Source organism: Serratia sp. LSHTC3 (assembly GCF_057197125.1).
The window spans coordinates 44,378-60,370 of record NZ_JBXUNP010000005.1; the positions used below are offsets into that span (position 1 = coordinate 44,378).

At 61.9% G+C, this 15,993-nt stretch carries 15 protein-coding genes; 13 read left to right on the plus strand and 2 right to left on the minus strand.

The features are described 5' to 3' along the window. The first annotated feature begins 33 nt into the window (after positions 1-33). The 10 genes from AC2CGI_RS18535 to ppnP all read left to right on the plus strand — a co-directional run bounded on the left by AC2CGI_RS18535 (position 34) and on the right by ppnP (position 12,290). A complete protein-coding gene (locus AC2CGI_RS18535) occupies positions 34-2,721 on the plus strand; it encodes a TonB-dependent receptor (RefSeq protein WP_076740517.1) in 2,688 nt (895 codons plus the stop codon). 78 nt (positions 2,722-2,799) lie between these two features. Then, positions 2,800-3,366, plus strand: a complete 567-nt coding sequence (locus AC2CGI_RS18540) for a heme acquisition protein HasA (RefSeq protein WP_004940479.1) — start codon at positions 2,800-2,802, stop codon at positions 3,364-3,366. Between the two features lie 72 nt (positions 3,367-3,438). Next, on the plus strand, positions 3,439-5,217 hold the full coding sequence (locus AC2CGI_RS18545; protein WP_076740516.1) for a type I secretion system permease/ATPase: 1,779 nt from the start codon (positions 3,439-3,441) through the stop codon (positions 5,215-5,217). Then, the gene (locus tag AC2CGI_RS18550) at positions 5,214-6,545 is read left to right on the plus strand and encodes an HlyD family type I secretion periplasmic adaptor subunit (protein ID WP_015376814.1); all 1,332 of its coding nucleotides are present in this window, start codon (positions 5,214-5,216) and stop codon (positions 6,543-6,545) included. The genes AC2CGI_RS18545 and AC2CGI_RS18550 overlap by 4 nt, the downstream gene beginning before the upstream one ends. Positions 6,546-6,547: 2 nt before the next feature. Continuing rightward, on the plus strand, positions 6,548-7,339 hold the full coding sequence (locus tag AC2CGI_RS18555; RefSeq protein ID WP_076740515.1) for an energy transducer TonB: 792 nt from the start codon (positions 6,548-6,550) through the stop codon (positions 7,337-7,339). Positions 7,340-7,592: 253 nt separating this feature from the next. Beyond that, entirely contained in the window at positions 7,593-8,366 is a 774-nt protein-coding gene (locus AC2CGI_RS18560) for an IclR family transcriptional regulator (RefSeq protein ID WP_076740514.1), read from the plus strand. A 219-nt stretch (positions 8,367-8,585) separates the two neighbouring features. Next, entirely contained in the window at positions 8,586-10,142 is a 1,557-nt protein-coding gene (locus AC2CGI_RS18565; protein ID WP_044031846.1) for an OPT/YSL family transporter, read from the plus strand. A gap of 34 nt (positions 10,143-10,176) precedes the next feature. Next, entirely contained in the window at positions 10,177-11,106 is a 930-nt protein-coding gene (locus tag AC2CGI_RS18570) for a DUF1177 domain-containing protein (RefSeq protein ID WP_076740513.1), read from the plus strand. A 4-nt stretch (positions 11,107-11,110) separates the two neighbouring features. Further along, positions 11,111-11,788: an AroM family protein gene (locus AC2CGI_RS18575; protein WP_004940465.1), complete on the plus strand. Its 678-nt coding sequence runs from the start codon at positions 11,111-11,113 to the stop codon at positions 11,786-11,788. A gap of 211 nt (positions 11,789-11,999) precedes the next feature. Beyond that, entirely contained in the window at positions 12,000-12,290 is a 291-nt protein-coding gene (gene ppnP / locus AC2CGI_RS18580) for a pyrimidine/purine nucleoside phosphorylase (RefSeq protein WP_004940463.1), read from the plus strand. A 65-nt stretch (positions 12,291-12,355) separates the two neighbouring features. On the opposite strand, the gene rdgC is transcribed toward ppnP, so the two are convergent. After that, complete coding sequence (gene rdgC / locus AC2CGI_RS18585) at positions 12,356-13,267, minus strand: recombination-associated protein RdgC (protein ID WP_004940461.1); 912 nt, start codon at positions 13,265-13,267, stop codon at positions 12,356-12,358. Positions 13,268-13,484: 217 nt separating this feature from the next. Here rdgC and mak point away from each other — a divergent pair, with 217 nt between their 5' ends. The 3 genes from mak (at position 13,485) to AC2CGI_RS18600 (ending at position 15,118) form a co-directional block, all read left to right on the plus strand. Next, positions 13,485-14,399 carry a fructokinase gene (mak, locus tag AC2CGI_RS18590; RefSeq protein WP_031300025.1) on the plus strand — a complete coding sequence of 305 codons (915 nt, stop codon included), beginning with the start codon at positions 13,485-13,487 and terminating at the stop codon, positions 14,397-14,399. Between the two features lie 102 nt (positions 14,400-14,501). After that, positions 14,502-14,735 (plus strand): type II toxin-antitoxin system Phd/YefM family antitoxin, encoded by a 234-nt coding sequence (locus AC2CGI_RS18595; RefSeq protein ID WP_004940455.1) that lies wholly within the window; start codon positions 14,502-14,504, stop codon positions 14,733-14,735. Beyond that, positions 14,732-15,118 carry a type II toxin-antitoxin system VapC family toxin gene (locus AC2CGI_RS18600; protein ID WP_015376820.1) on the plus strand — a complete coding sequence of 129 codons (387 nt, stop codon included), beginning with the start codon at positions 14,732-14,734 and terminating at the stop codon, positions 15,116-15,118. The genes AC2CGI_RS18595 and AC2CGI_RS18600 overlap by 4 nt, the downstream gene beginning before the upstream one ends. Here AC2CGI_RS18600 and licT read toward each other — a convergent pair. Beyond that, positions 15,115-15,963, minus strand: a complete 849-nt coding sequence (licT, locus tag AC2CGI_RS18605) for a BglG family transcription antiterminator LicT (protein ID WP_015376821.1) — start codon at positions 15,961-15,963, stop codon at positions 15,115-15,117. The two genes, AC2CGI_RS18600 and licT, sit on opposite strands and share 4 nt — an antisense overlap. Positions 15,964-15,993 lie beyond the last annotated feature (30 nt).

The window sequence follows — 15,993 nt, forward strand, 5'->3', positions numbered from 1 at the left end:
GGTTTGACATTCTTTCGGGTGGAACACACACGCATGCTTATTCACAAGGGAACCACGCCGGCCGGCCGCTTGGCCACGGCGGTACGCGCCGCGCTGGCGGCGATGATGTTGACTCAGCCGGCTGTGGCGCTCGCCGTCCAGGCTGAGGCGAATGGTGCGCAGGCCGCACAGCAAAAGCATTTCAACATTGCGGCGCAGCCGCTGCAGAGCGCCATGTTGCGCTTTGCCGAGCAGGCCGGCATGCAGGTGTTTTTCGACGAGGTGAAGCTCGATGGCATGCAGGCGGCGGCGCTGAACGGTAGCATGAGCGTTGAACAGGGCCTGAGGCGCTTGATCGGCGGCAATCCGGTGGCTTTCCGCCTGCAGCCGCAGGGGCAGATCGTATTGAGCCGGCTGCCGACGGCGAACGGAGAGGGCGGCGCGCTGGCGCTGGACAGCCTGACGGTGCTGGGCGCCGGCGGCATCAACGCCAACGATTGGGTTTACGACGAACCGCGCTCGGTCAGCGTCATTAGCCGCGAACAGATGGACAACCGCCCGGCGCGGCACGCGGCCGATCTTCTGGAACAGACCACGGGGGCCTATTCCAGCGTCAGCCAGCAAGATCCGGCGCTGTCGGTCAACATCCGCGGCATACAAGACTATGGCCGGGTGAACATGAACATCGACGGCATGCGGCAGAATTTTCAAAAGAGCGGCCATGGCCAGCGTAACGGCACCATGTACATCGATTCTGAACTGCTGTCCGGCGTGACCATCGACAAGGGCACCAGCGGCGGTATGGGCAGCGCCGGCACGCTCGGCGGCATCGCCACCTTCAATACCGTCAGCGCGAGCGATTTCCTGGCGCCGGGCAAAGAGCTGGGCGGCAAGCTGCACGCCAGCACCGGCGATAACGGCACCCACTTCATCGGCAGCGGCATACTGGCATTGGGCAACGAAACCGGCGATATCCTGCTGGCCGCCAGCGAACGCCACCTCGGCGACTATTGGCCCGGCAATAAGGGCGACATTGGCAACATTCGCATCAATAACGACACCGGCAATTACGATCGCTACGCCGAGAGCATCAAGAACAACAAAATCCCCGACACCCATTACCGCATGCACTCGCGGCTGGCCAAGGTGGGCTGGAATCTGCCCGCCAACCAGCGCCTGCAGCTGAGTTATCTGCAGACCCAGACCGCATCGCCGATCGCCGGCACCTTGACTAACCTGGGCACTCGCCCGCCCTACGAACTGGGCTGGAAGCGCACCGGCTACACCGACGTGATGGCGCGCAACGCGGCGTTCGACTACAGCCTGGCGCCGGAAGACGTCGACTGGCTCGATTTTCAGGCCAAGCTGTATTACGTCGATACTCAGGATGACAGCGACACCTACAGCACCAGTTCGCTGCTGGACAACGGCTACGCGACGCGCACCCGCCTGCGTACCTATGGCGCACAGGCGCAAAACACCTCGCGCTTCAGCCTGGCGCCGGGGCATGACTTCCGCGCCAATTACGGGCTGGAGTTCTATTACGACAAAGCCACCAGCGACTCTTCCCGCCAAGGCATGGATGGGGTGACGCCGGCCGGCAACCGTTCGGTAGCCAGCCTGTTCGCCAATCTGACCTATGACTACGACGGCTGGCTGACGTTGGAAGGCGGGCTGCGTTACGACCGCTATCGCCTGCGCGGCCAGACCGGCCTGAGCTACGCCGACTTCCCGTATACGGCGGAGAATCCCTGCAAACAGCTGCGGCTGCGCAACTGCCTGGCGACGACCACGCAGCAGGAGTGGAACGTCGATCGCGATCAGGGCAAGCTGTCGCCGACGCTGGCGCTGGCGGTGCGCCCCGGCGTGGAGTGGCTGGAGCTGTATACCACCTACGGCAAATCCTGGCGGCCGCCGGCGATCACTGAAACGCTGACCAACGGCAGCGCGCACAGCACCTCTACGCAATATCCCAACCCGTTCCTGCAGGCCGAGCGCTCGCGCGCCTGGGAAGTGGGGTTCAACGTACAGCAGCCTGACCTGTGGTTTGAGGGCGATCGGTTGGTGGCCAAGGTGGCCTATTTCGACACCAAAGTGGATAACTACATCAACCTGGCGATTAACCGGGACAAGCCGGGGCTGGTGCAGCCGAGCATCGGCAACGCCGCCTACGTCAACAATCTGTCGAAAACCCGTTTCCGCGGGCTGGAGTACCAGCTCAACTATGACGCCGGGGTGTTCTACGCCGACCTGACCTACACCCACATGATCGGTAAAAACGAGTTTTGCTCCAGGAACGCCTGGCTGGGCAATCGCCTGCGTTACGGCGCCAACTCCCGGCCGGGCAATTTCTACGCGGAGCAGGATCCGACGGCGAATGACGCCGTGTCCTGCGACGGCGGCTCGCAGTTCGGCACCGCCGCTTACCTGCCGGGCGATCGCGGTTCGGTGACGCTGGGCGGCCGCGCTTTCGATCGCAAGCTGGACGCCGGGGTGACCGTGCGCTTCGCGCCGGGCTATCAGGACAGCTCGGTGCCGTCCAACTACCCGTATCTGGCCGACTGGCCGAAATACACCCTGTTCGATCTGTACGCCAGCTACAAACTGACCGACAGCCTGACGCTGCGCGGCTCGGTGGAGAACCTGACCAACCGCGCCTACGTCGTCAGCTACGGCGAGACGCTGGCCAATACCCTGGGGCGCGGCCGCAGCGTGCAGGGCGGGGTGGAGTACCGTTTTTAAGCAGTAAAAGGGCGTTGCTCATCGTTGAGCACAGAGGTCGCCTCGCAAGGGGCGCCGTTCATCAATGGAGATAGAGAAATGGCATTTTCAGTCAATTATGACAGCAGTTTCGGCAGCTACAGCATCCATAACTATCTGAACGAGTGGGCGTCGTCGTTTGGCGATATCAACCACACCAACGGTAATGTCACCGACTCCAACAGCGGCGGTTTCTACGGCGGCAGCCTGTCCGGCAGCCAATATGCCGTGACCAGCACCGCCAACAACATCACCTCGTTCGTGGCGGGCGGCAACCTGACCTACACCCTGTTTAACGCACCGGCGCACACCCTGTACGGTCAACTGGATTCCCTGTCGTTCGGCGACGGCCTTAACGGCGGCGGCTCTACGCCGTACAACATCCAGGTGCCTGACGTCAGCTTCGGCGGCCTGAATCTCAGCAGCCTGCAGGCGCAGGGCCACGATGGCGTGGTGCACCAGGTGGTGTACGGCCTGATGTCCGGCGATACCGGCGCGCTGGAAACCGCGCTGAACGGCATCCTCGACGACTACGGTCTGAGCGTCAACTCCACCTTCGATCAGGTGGCGGCGGCGACGGCGGTGGGCGTGCAACACGCCGACAGCCCGGAATTGCTGGCGGCCTGATCGCGGCCGTTTGCCCGCCGGCGCCGTGTGCCCCGGCGGGCGTTTTCTCGTTTTTAGCCGATGGAAAACGCCATGAAAAACGCCGTCAGGCGCGGAGAAGTGATGGGCGTGCTGGCCGCATACCGGCGCGGATTTTGGGGCATTGCACTGTTTACCGCAGTGATCAACCTGCTGATGCTGGCCCCGGCGCTGTACATGCTGCAGGTCTACGATCGCGTGTTGCCGTCGGGCAACCGCATGACGCTGGCGATGCTGACCCTGATGGTGGTCGGCCTTTACCTGTTTATGGGCCTGCTGGAGTGGGTGCGCAGCCAGGTGGTGATCCGCCTTGGCGCCCAGATGGATATGCGCCTCAATCAGCGAGTCTACGACGCCGCCTTCGAAACCAATTTGAAAACCGGCAACCCGCTGGCGGGGCAGGCATTGAACGATCTGACCAACCTGCGCCAGTTCGCCACCGGCAATGCGCTGTTCGCCTTTTTCGATGCGCCCTGGTTCCCGGTTTATCTGCTGGTGGTTTTCCTGCTCCACCCCTGGCTTGGCGCGTTGGCCAGCGCTGGGGTGATCGTGCTGGTGCTGCTGGCCTGGCTCAACCAGCGGGTGTCGCAGGCGCCGCTGGCGGAGGCCGGCCGCGTCGCGCTGAGCGCCACGCAGCAGGCCAACGGCAACCTGCGCAATGCCGAAGCCATCGCCGCCATGGGCATGTTGACCGACTTGCGCCTGCGCTGGCTGCGGCAGCATCAGCAGTTCCTGCTGCTGCAGAACCGCGCCAGCGAGAAAATCGCCGCGGTCACCGCCTGGTCGAAAACCGTGCGGCTGGCGCTGCAGTCGCTGATGTTGGGCTGCGGCGCGCTGCTGGCGGTCAACGGCGACATTACGCCGGGCATGATGATCGCCGGATCGATCCTGATCGGCAGGGTGCTGGGGCCGATCGATCAGCTGATCGGCGCCTGGAAGCAGTGGTCATCGGCGCGCCAGTCCCTGCAGCGGCTGGAGGTGATGCTGGCCGCTAACCCGCCACGAATACCGAGTCTGCCGCTGCCGGCGCCCGGCGGTAAATTGGCCGTGAATCAGTTGACCGCCAGTGCGCCAGGCGGCACGGCGCCTGTGTTGCACGGCGTCAGTTTTCGCCTGGAGGCCGGCGAGGTGCTGGGCGTGATTGGCGCGTCCGGCTCCGGCAAAACCCTGCTGATGCGCCAACTGGTTGGCGCGCTGACGCCGCTCAGCGGCGACGTGCGGCTGGACGGTGCAGACATTCAGCAGTGGGACAAGCAACAACTCGGGCCGCATATCGGCTACTTGCCGCAGGATATCCAGCTGTTCGCCGGCACCCTGACGGATAACATCGCCCGCTTTGGGCAGGTCGACGCCGAGAAGGTGGTGGCCGCGGCGGCGCTGGCCGGCGTGCATCAGCTGATCCTGCATTTACCGAAAGGCTATGAGACCGAGCTGGGTGAAGGCGGCAGCGGCCTGTCCGGCGGCCAACGTCAGCGGGTGGCGCTGGCGCGCGCGCTGTATGGATCTCCGGCGCTGGTGGTGCTGGACGAACCGAACGCCAACCTCGATCGCGAAGGGGAAGGGGCGCTGCAGCGGGCGATCGAAGCGCTGAAGGCGCGCGGCACCACCATCGTGTTGGTGACCCATAAACCGGCGATCCTGGCGACCACCGACAAATTGCTGGTGCTGAGCGCCGGCCAGATACAGCACTTCGGCCCCAGCGACGCCATCCTGAAAAAACTGCCTGGTTTTGCGCCCGCCGCCGCACCGGCCAATGCCGGGCGCAGCAACGGCGGCTTCAACGTCAATTACGCCAACTTCGCCAAAACGGCCAGCGGTGAACGAAAAGTATGAGCAATCAGAGTGTGATCCCCGGCGATATCGACGCCCTTTCCCGGCAGTTCGACGAAGGCCGTTATCTGCGGCTGGGAGGCTGGCTGGTGCTGTTGGGGTTTGGCGGTTTCCTGCTGTGGGGGCTGTTGGCGCCGCTGGACAAAGGCGTGCCGGTTTCCGGCAGCGTGGTGGTGGCCGGCAACCGCAAGGCGGTGCAGCACCCGAGCGGCGGCGTGGTGTCGCAGATTCAGGTGCATGAGGGCGACCGGGTCAGCGCCGGGCAGGTGCTGTTGTTGATGGATACCGTCGACAGCCGCACCCAGCGCGATGCGCTGCGCAGCCAGCAGTTGAGCAACGCCGCGCAGCAGGCGCGGCTGCAAGCCGAGCGCGACGGTCTGCAAGCGATCGCTTTCCCGCCATCGCTGCAAGCGCGGCGAGAAGAGCCGGAGGTGATGTCACTGATGCTGCTGCAGCAACAGCTGCTCACCAGCCGCCGTGCGGCGCTGCAGAGCGAGCTGGCGGCGATCGCGGAAAGCATCGCCGGATCGCAGGCGATGTTGGAAGGGGTTCGGCAGTCTTACGCCAGCAAGCAACGGCAAAAGGCCATGCTGCAGGAGCAACTGGGCGGCATGCGCAAGCTGGCGGCGCAAGGGTATGTGGCGCGCAATCGGCTGCTGGATCTGGAGGGGCAGCATGCGCAGATCGACGGCCAGGCATCCGAGGACAGCGGCAATATCGGCCGTCTGGGGCGCCAGATCCTGGAGCTGAAACTGCGGGCGATCCAGCGGCGGGAGGAGTATCAAAAAGAGGTCAGCAGCCAGCTGGCCGAGGTGCGGATGAAGCTGGACGAGCTGGATAACCGCCTGGCCAAGGCGGAGGCCGATCTGGGGCATACGCAGGTGAAAGCGCCGGTGGCGGGCACCGTGGTGGGGTTGAGCGTGTTCACCGAAGGCGGCGTGATCGGCGCCGGTCAGCAACTGATGGAGATCGTGCCCAGCGATCGCGGGCTGCAGGTGGAGGCGCGTATTCCGGTCGAACTGATCGACAAGGTGCAGGTGGGACTGCCGGTCGAACTGTTGTTCTCGGCGTTCAACCAAAGCACCACGCCGCGCGTCGAGGGTGAAGTGACGCTGGTCGGGGCCGATCGCCTGACCGACGAGAAAAGCGGCGCGCCTTATTACAGCGTGCGCGCCAAGGTCAGCGAAGAAGGATTGCAACGCTTGAGCGGGTTGGAGATCCGCCCGGGGATGCCGGTCGAAGGCTTCATCCGCACCGGTGAGCGTTCGATGATGAACTATCTGTTCAAACCGCTGACCGATCGCCTCCATTTGGCGCTGACGGAAGAGTGAGCATGTCGGTTTCGCCGCTGCCTTTCGCCGCGCCCGGCACCGCCATGCCCTGGCGCCGTTGTCTGGTGTTGGTGCTGGCGCTGCATCTGCTGGTTGCCGCGCTGTTTTGGTCCTGGAGATACAAGGCCGAGCCGCCGTGGGTGCCGCCGCCGGCGGTGATGGTGCTGATGGCCGCCGCGCCGCAGGCCCCGGCCGAGGCGAAACAACCGCCGGGACAAAGGACGCCGCCGCCTCAGGTTGAACCGCCGGCGCCGCCGGAGCCGTTGCCGCTAGTGAAAGCGCCTGACGCCGCGCAGCCGAACATCGCCGTGCCGCTGAAACAGAAAAAACCACCTAAGCCGGTGAAGAAAAACAACCTGCCCCGCACGCCGCCGCACGAGAGAATCATCGCGCCGCCGAAGGTTCAGGAACAAAGCGTCGGCGCGCCGCCGCCGGGCCGCGCGGATAAAACGGCCGCGCCGCAAACCCGCCTGACGCCCTATGCTCAGGCGGGGGAGGACAACTGGCGCAGCCGCATCAGCGGCCGCCTGAATCGCTTTAAGCGTTACCCCAAAGACGCACTGCGGCTGAAGCGCCAGGGCGTCGGGCAGGTGCGTTTCACGTTGGACAGACAGGGCCACGTGCTGGCGGTGACGCTGGTCAGCAGCGCCGGGCTACCGTCGCTGGATCGTGAAATCCAGGCGCTGGTCAAACGCGCTTCGCCGCTGCCCACGCCGCCGTCGGACGCCTACGTCAACGGCACGGTGGAATTGACGCTGCCGATCGATTTCAGTTTGCGCGGCGCGGGTTTTTGAGTCGCGACGAGATATCCCCCGAACAAAACCATTTTTCAGCAGCTTGTCCTGCTATTCATTATTTTCAAAGCGTATCGTTATTTTAATCAACGTGACGAAGTTGGCGTTCTGCGCGATATTTTAATTTAAAAAGCACGAATGCCTTTTATTTTTCTGCTGATAAAAAATAAACAGCTTGACGCTGTGGAGTTCGGGTTTTAGTTTTTAATTATAAAACAGGAACTGAGTTCCATATAGTGGAACAAGGCGGATCATGACAACGCTGGAAAATGCCGCTGCGGTATTAAAACTCTTTTCTCAACAACGCGTGATGCATGGCCAGCCGGGTATAGCATTCAGCGACGTGGTGGATCAATTGGCGCTGCCGAAAAGCACGGTGTCGCGCCTGCTGCAGACCATGGAAAATCAGGGCATGCTGGAGCGCGATCCCGATAGCCGGCGTTACCGCATCGGCGCGCTGTTGCTGGCGGTATCCAGCCACTATCTGTCGATGCCGCTGGTGGACAGCCTGGCGGCCAGTATGGCGCAGCTGTGCCGCCAGACGGCGTGTACCGGCTACCTTTCGGTATTGGAGGGGCAGGAGATCATGGTGATGCGCATGTTTCCCGGCCGCCACTTTTTGCAGGTGGTCACTCCGGCGGGTTACCGTTCACCGGCGGCGGAAACCTCGGTCGGCAGGGCGATACTGGCGCGTGAAAGCGACGAACAGGTTCGAGCGCGTTATGCCGGCGGTTACCGGGCGGCTTCGCCCAATGCGCCGCAAACGCTGGATGCGCTGTTGCAGAAGTTACAGCAGGTGAGGCGCCAGGGATGGTCGCTGGCGCGGAATGAAACTTTGAACAGCATCAGTTCGCTGGCGACCGCGCTGGTGAACAAGCACGGCAGCGAGACGGTGGGACTGTGTCTGTCCTTCCCTTCGCAGGGCGAGGAACAGCCGTTCGTACCGGAAGTCCTGGCCGAATTAATCGCAGTCAGCCGCCAACTGGCGGAAAAATATGGCGATGATTATTGGCAGCAGATCAAATAACGCGCCGGAGCTATCATGTTACATCATAATTAACGAGTGCCGACACCAGGGGGCTCATTAATTATATTCCACCGTATTTTATTGTTAAGAAATAGGCAGGCTGAATAAGAAAATAATCACGTTATGACGCCAACAGTTCCAAATAATGGAACTGCTGCGGCGAGCTATCGCCTGGCGTTATTTCCGTCATGCGGCAGGGAATATTCAGGGAAACCAAGCATGAAATCAAATAATCCGCTAAAAGCGGCCGGCACGCTGTTGGTCATGGCGCTACTTTCGGTGATGGGGGCGATCATCGGCGTTCAACTGATCACCACGCTGGGCGTGACGCCCAACACTTCGATCATCGGCGCGCTGATCGCCATGCTGTTGGCGCGCATCCCGCTACAGATGTTCCAACGCTATCGTTCGGTGCATACCCAGAACCTGGCGCAAACGGTGATCTCCTCCGCCACTTTCGGTGCAGCCAACTGTCTGCTGATGCCGATTGCGGTGCCTTACGTGATGGGGCAACCGCAGCTTATTTTACCGATGTTCTGCGGCGTGGCGGCGGCGATGCTGCTCGACGCCTATCTGCTTTATCGTCTGTTCGATACCAAAGTGTTCCCCGCCGCCAATGCCTGGCCGCCGGGCGTCGCCGCCGCAGAGGCGATTAAAGCCGGCGATCGCGGCGGCAAGCAGGCCTGGCTCCTGGTGGTGGGCGTAGTGGTGGGCATCGCTGGATCAATGCTCAAGATCCCCATGGCGGCTTTCGGCACCGCCTTTATCGGCAATATCTGGGCGCTGAGCATGTTCGGCGTCGGGCTATTGCTGCGGGCCTACGCCGAGCCGGTGGCCGGATTCGATATTAACGCCCATTTTATTCCGCACGGCGTGATGGTTGGCGCTGGCCTGGTGGCGCTGATCCAGGTCGCGCAGGTGATCCGCAGCCGCCGCGCTGATAGCGCCGGTTATACCCAACCCGACAGCGCCGTAAGCAAAGCGCTCGGTCTGGGCGCGGTCGGCTATATCGTCATCGCCGCTTTTTTGGCCCTGGTCGGCGGGCTGTTTAGCGAGATGTCGCTGCCGATGTTGGCGCTGTTCGTGATTTACGCGGCGTTTGCCGCTTTCGTTCATGAGTTGATCGTCGGTATCGCTGCCATGCACTCCGGCTGGTTTCCCGCGTTCGCGGTGGCGTTGATCACCCTGATAGTCGGTATCCTGATCGGTTTCCCACCGCTGGCGCTATGCATCCTGACCGGTTTTACCGCCGCCACCGGGCCGGCCTTCGCCGACATGGGCTTTGATTTGAAAGCCGGCTTCATCCTGCGCGGCTACGGTGAGGATCTGCAGCAAGAGCTGCTGGGGCGTCGCATTCAGCTGTTTGCGGCGTTGATCGCTTTCATCATCGCCATTCCGGTGGTTTACCTCTCTTACCACAGCTATTTCCTGCAGGATCTGATCCCGCCGGTCGCGCGCGTTTACGCCAAAACCATCGAGGCCGGCGCGCAGCCGGGCATCGCCTGGAGTCTGTTGATCTGGGCGATCCCCGGCGCCTTGGTGCAGCTGGTCGGCGGCCCTAAACGCCAGCTCGGCGTGCTTCTGGCAACCGGCCTGCTGATCAACAACGCCTTGGCCGGGTGGGCGGTGCTGGTCGGCATCGCGCTGCGTGTGGCGATCCTGCGACGTTGGGGGGATCGTGGCCGCACGCCGATGGAGATTATGGCGGCCGGATTTATCGCCGGCGATGCGCTCTACAACTTCTTCAGCTCGATTTTTTCCAGCAAGGGCAAATAGCTCCTGCCGATGACATTGGTGAGGTAAAACGACCATGAGTTTGCAACAAACGCTGCAGGTTTTTGAATTGATTGATAGCGCATTCGTCAGCGGCCAAGACGTCGTCGACCTGTTTGCGTCTTACCCGGCGATCCGGGCCAGCACCTTGCGCGCCGAGGGGCCGAAGGGCGGCACCGATTTCGTGCGTATCGAGATCCCCGGCAGTGCAGGAAAATTCGGCGGTGGTGCGGCGCCGACGCTGGGCATTATCGGCCGCCTGGGCGGCATTGGCGCGCGGCCGACGCGAATCGGGCTGGTGTCCGACGGCGACGGCGCGATCGCCGCCATTGCCGCCGCGCTGAAGTTGGCGGAGATGCAGCGCAAGGGCGACATGCTGCCGGGCGATGTGATCGTCACCACCCATATTTGCCCGAACGCGCCGACCCGGCCGCACGATCCGGTTGATTTTATGGATTCACCGATCGATGACGTGACGATGAACGATAACGAAGTGGTGCCGGAGGCTGACGCCATCCTGTCGATCGACACCACCAAAGGCAACCGCATCATCAATCATAAAGGCTATGCGCTGTCGCCGACGGTGAAAGAGGGGTACATCCTGCGGGTGGCGGAAGATCTGCTGCGCATCATGGAGATGACCAGCGGCCGGCCGGCGGTGACTTTCCCGATCACCACGCAGGACATCACCCCTTACGGCAACGGTGTACATCACCTCAACAGCATCTTGCAGCCCTCGACCGCTACTGCAGCGCCGGTGGTCGGCGTGGCGATCTGCAGCGAATCAGTGGTGCCGGGCTGCGGTACCGGAGCCAGCCACGAAACGGACATCGCGTTGGCGGTCAAATTCGCGGTGGAAGTCGCCAAAGAATTCGGCCGCGGTACCTGCCGGTTCTATGATGCCACCGAATACGACCGGCTGCTGGCGCTGTACGGCAGTCTGAGCCACCTGCAAAAAAGGAGATAGACCCATGACGGCTTCATTCGCCACGCTGACCATCGGTCAGGCGCCGCGCAGCGATATCATGCCGCTGCTGTCTGCTTATCTGCCGGCGGAGCGAGTGAGGCACGTCGGTTTGCTGGACGGCCTGGATATCGGGCAGATCGCCGAGCGTTATGCACCGCAACAGGGCGACAAGCTGCTGGTGTCGCGTCTTTTGGACGGTACGCAGGTGACGCTCGGCGCCGCTCGCGTCGAAAGCGGGTTGCAGGAGAAGATCCGCGAACTGGAAGCGACGGGATGCGAGGTGATTCTGTTGCTATGCACCGGCGAATTCGGTCGATTGCAGGCGGAACGGGTGCTGTTGCTGGAACCGGATCGCATTATCCCGCCGTTGATCTCTGCGATCGTCGGCACACACCGTGTCGGCATCGTGGTGCCGGTGGCTGAACAGGTTGGGCAGCAGGCGCGCAAATGGCGGCAGCTGGCGGCGCCGCCGAGCTATGCCGTCGCCAGCCCCTATCTGGCGGATGACGCTGCGCTGGAGCAGGCGGCTTGCACCCTGCTGCGGCAGGGGGCGGAGGTGGTGGTGCTCGATTGTATCGGTTATCACCAGCGTCACCGCGCTTTTCTGCAGGCGCGTCTGTCGGTACCGGTGCTGCTGTCGAACGTACTGGTCGCCAAGCTGGCCGCAGAGTTAATCGACTGATTCAAATAGCCATAAATCTGCGCTCGACGCGACTACGGGCGTTTTGCGCCCGTGAGGCGCCCCGGGCTTCAGCAGCCCTGACTGTCGGCGAGAGGGCCTGTAGCGTTTTACTCTGCGCCGCGATCGCATTTCGCGCGAAAAACCAGTGACAGATCAACCGCAATCCCCCAATATGGATTTTCCATCAAGATGATTACGCGGGTGCCAGTCTATGCTGAAAGTGAATGAGTATTTTGCCGGAAAAGTGAAGTCTATCGGTTTTGACAGTAGCAGCATCGGTCTTACCAGCGTGGGTGTGATGGAAGAGGGCGAATACACCTTCTCCACCGCGCAGCCGGAAGAAATGACGGTGATCACCGGGGCGCTGAAAGTGCTGCTGCCGGGAGCGCCGGACTGGCAAGTGTTTACGCCGGGCGAGAAGTTCTTCGTGCCGGGGCACAGCGAGTTCAACCTGCAGGTGGCCGACGCCACCGCCTATCTGTGCCGCTACCTGAGCAAATAAACGTTGCTCGTTAGGGGAACGCAGGGCTCAGCGAAGGCTGGGCCCTGGTCGTTTCTGCGGCGGGATTAACGCTGGGCTTCGCCGCCGAGCGCTTCGATGGTGTTTTTGATCAACGCCGCCAGCTCGCTGGTCATCAGGATAAAGTCGGCGTCAAAGCGCTGGGCGAAGTCATCGCGATCGATGTCGTCGTTCTGTTCGCGCAGCGTGTCGGCGAACTTCAGGCGCTTGAGCGAACCGTCGTCCGACAGCATCAGCTGGATGCGCTCCTGCCAATCCACCGCCAGCTTGGTCACCAGCTTGCCGGCTTCGATGTGCACCGCGATTTCGTCGCTGATCAGATTCTGCTTCTTGCAGCGGATCACGCCGCCTTCTTCCAGAATCGCTTTCAGTTCCGCTTCATCCTGAATGGCGAAGCCGGCCGGCATCTCACCGGAACGCACCCATTCGGTCAGCGTCAGTTCGATCGGGCTTTCCATGGTCAGCGGCACCACCGGCAGCGAGCCGAGGCTTTTACGCAGCAGCGCCAGCGTGTCTTCGGCGCGTTTAGCGCTGGCTGCGTCGACCATGATCAGATCGTTGACGGTGTCTATCCACATGAAGGTCTGGTTGAAGCGGCTGAACGCGCGCGGCAGCAGGCTGTGCAGCACTTCATCCTTCAGCGCGTCCTTCTCGGTTTTCTTCAGTTTGCGGTGTTGCTCCGCCTCCAGGCGCTCAATCTTGGCCTGCAGCTCTTGCTTGATCACCGGCGACGGCAGGATTTTCTCTTCCTTGCGCGCGCAGATGACGATCTGGCCGTTGACCGCGTGCGTCAGCGCATCGCTGTGCGAGCCCATCGGGGAGACCCAGCCGGTCTTCGCCATGTCCTGGCTGCCGCACGGCGTGAAGGCGAACGCGCTGAGTTGTTTTTCCATTTCATCCGCGTTTAACGCCACTTCGCGGCTCAAACGGTAAACCATCAAATTCTTAAACCACAGCATAATGTTATCCCTGGCTGGGCGTGCGTTCGGCACGCTGATTCGTCAAAAGCAGGGCGGCATGATAACGAATTGACGCTGAAAAATCGCCCCATTCTCTCCGAATTGCGTCGCTTTGCGCACCAGGGAAGGACGGGACGGAGAATGGGAAACAGGTGATTCATTCGCGCGCTTACATTAGGCTGTGACAACGCTGCGCGGCATCGAGGAGAAAAAATACGTGCGCATTGGCATCGACTTGGGTGGAACGAAAATTGAAGTGATCGCGTTGGCGAATGACGGGCGGGAGCTGTTTCGCCATCGCATCGCCACGCCGCGCCATGACTACCGGCAAACCCTGGCGGCGATCGCCGGGCTGGTGAAACTGGCGGAGGATCATACCGGCGAACGAGGATCGGTCGGGATCGGCATTCCCGGCACGCTGTCGCCGTTTACCGGGCGAGTAAAGAACGCCAACTCGGTGTGGCTCAACGGTCAGCCGCTGGATAAGGATCTGTCGGCCTTGCTGGCGCGCGAGGTGCGCATCGCCAACGACGCCAACTGCCTGGCGGTGTCGGAAGCCACCGATGGCGCCGGCGCCGGCGCGAAAACCGTGTTTGCGGTCATCATCGGCACCGGCTGCGGCGCCGGCGTGGCGCTGAACGGCCAGGCGCATGCCGGCGGCAACGGCATCGCCGGCGAATGGGGGCACAATCCGCTGCCGTGGCAGGATGACGATGAGCTGCGCTACGCCCGCGAAGTGCCGTGCTACTGCGGCAAGCCGGGCTGCATCGAAACCTTTATTTCTGGCACCGGTTTCGCCACCGACTATGCGCGCCTGAGCGGCAATGCGCTGCAAGGGCATGAGATCATGGCGCTGAGCGAGCGGGGCGATGCGTTGGCGGAGCAGGCGATTGGCCGCTACGAAATGCGATTGGCGAAATCGCTGGCGCACGTGATCAACATGCTGGATCCGGACGTGGTAGTGCTCGGCGGCGGCATGAGCAACGTGGATCGTCTGTATCGCACGGTGCCGCAACTGGTGAAAGGCTGGGTGTTCGGCGGCGAGTGTGAAACGCCGATCCGCAAGGCGGTTCACGGCGATTCCAGCGGCGTGCGCGGTGCGGCCTGGCTGTGGCCGCAACAGCAGCGCTAAGCGTTGCAACAAAGCGCGAGGCTGCTCGCGCTTTAAAACCTTCACTGTACAAAAACTGGACGGCGATTTATGCTTTAGCTAACTTAGCTAAGGAGGACGCGTATGCCGATTCAGGCCAATATGCACGAAGCCAAATCCAATCTGAGCCAACTGGCGGACAGAGCCGCAGAGGGAGAAACCGTGATTATTGCAAAAGCAGGGAAGCCGTACGTACAGCTGGTCGCCATCAAGGGGGAAGCGCGCCGCCCTGGCGCCGCCAAGGGCAGGTTCACCGTGCCGGCGGATTTCAACGCCGGGGATGCGGCCATTGCGGCGCTGTTTGAGGGCGATGAATGAAGCGCCTGCTGCTGGATACCCACGCGTTGCTGTGGTGGCTGATCGATGACGCCTGCCTGGGCGCGAACGCCAAAAGGCAGATCGCCGATCCGGGCAATGCGGTGTACGTCAGCGCGGCCAGCATTTGGGAGATCTCGATCAAGCAGGCGCTGGGCAAGCTGGCGTTGCCGGAAGACATCTTTGCGATCATCGAGGCCGAAGATTTTCTGTCGCTGCCGATGGACGCCTTTCATTGCCAACAGGCCGGGCAGCTGCCGCCCCATCATCAGGATCCTTTCGATCGCATGCTGATCGCGCAGGCGCAGGCCGAAGGGCTGACGCTGATTTCCGCCGACGCGGTGTTTCCGCAGTACGGCGTGCGGGTGGCGGACGCCCGCCGTTAAACCGGCTTTTCCTCGCTTTCGCTGCGCACCCGTTCGATATGAATGGTCAGGAACATCATCTCTTCCGTGGTGAGCTGGTGTTGATAGTGCTTTTCGATGTGGCGGTTGATCTTGCCGGCGCAGGCGAATGACTCGCGGTACTTCTCTTTCACCACCTGATACAGCGAGTCGTCGTCGCTGTCGACATAGTTTTTCCCCAGCAGGCGCTGGGCGAAAAATTTCAAGTGGGTGACGAACCGGTGGTAGCTCAGGGATTCCTCGTTGTAATCAAAGCGGAAATGGTATTTGACCAGGTTGAGGATCTCTTGCATCACGCGGGTAATGTGCAGCGTGTTGTGCATCTCGTCGTTAAGCTGGGCGTTGACCAGGTGCAGGGCGATAAATCCGGCTTCGTCCTCCGGCAGCGCGGTATCCAGCCGCTGGGCGATCAGAGCCAGCGCCTCCAGCCCGACGGCGAATTCGGCCGGGTAGAGTTTTTTAATCTCCCACAGCAGCGCATTTTTGATATCCAGCCCTTGCGCATGGCGCTGCAGGGCGAAATGGATGTGATCGGTCAGCGTGATGTAGACGATGTTATGCAACTTGCCCGGCAGGCGTTCACGGGCGAGGGTGATGATCCTGTCGGCAGTGGTGACGCAGGCCAATGGGATCTCGGCGAGCAGCTCTTTATAGCGCTCGGCGATTTCACCGCCGTTATGGGTGAACACCTTTTCGATCAGGCTTTCGTCCAGCGTATCGCCGGGCTTCTTTTTAAAGCCGATTCCTTTTCCCATCACCACCGTCTCTGCCTGACGGTCGTCCAGCGTAATCACCACGTTATTATTGAGTATCTTAGCGATTTTCATGGTTTTTCCCGGTGTTTCAGCATCCTGAAA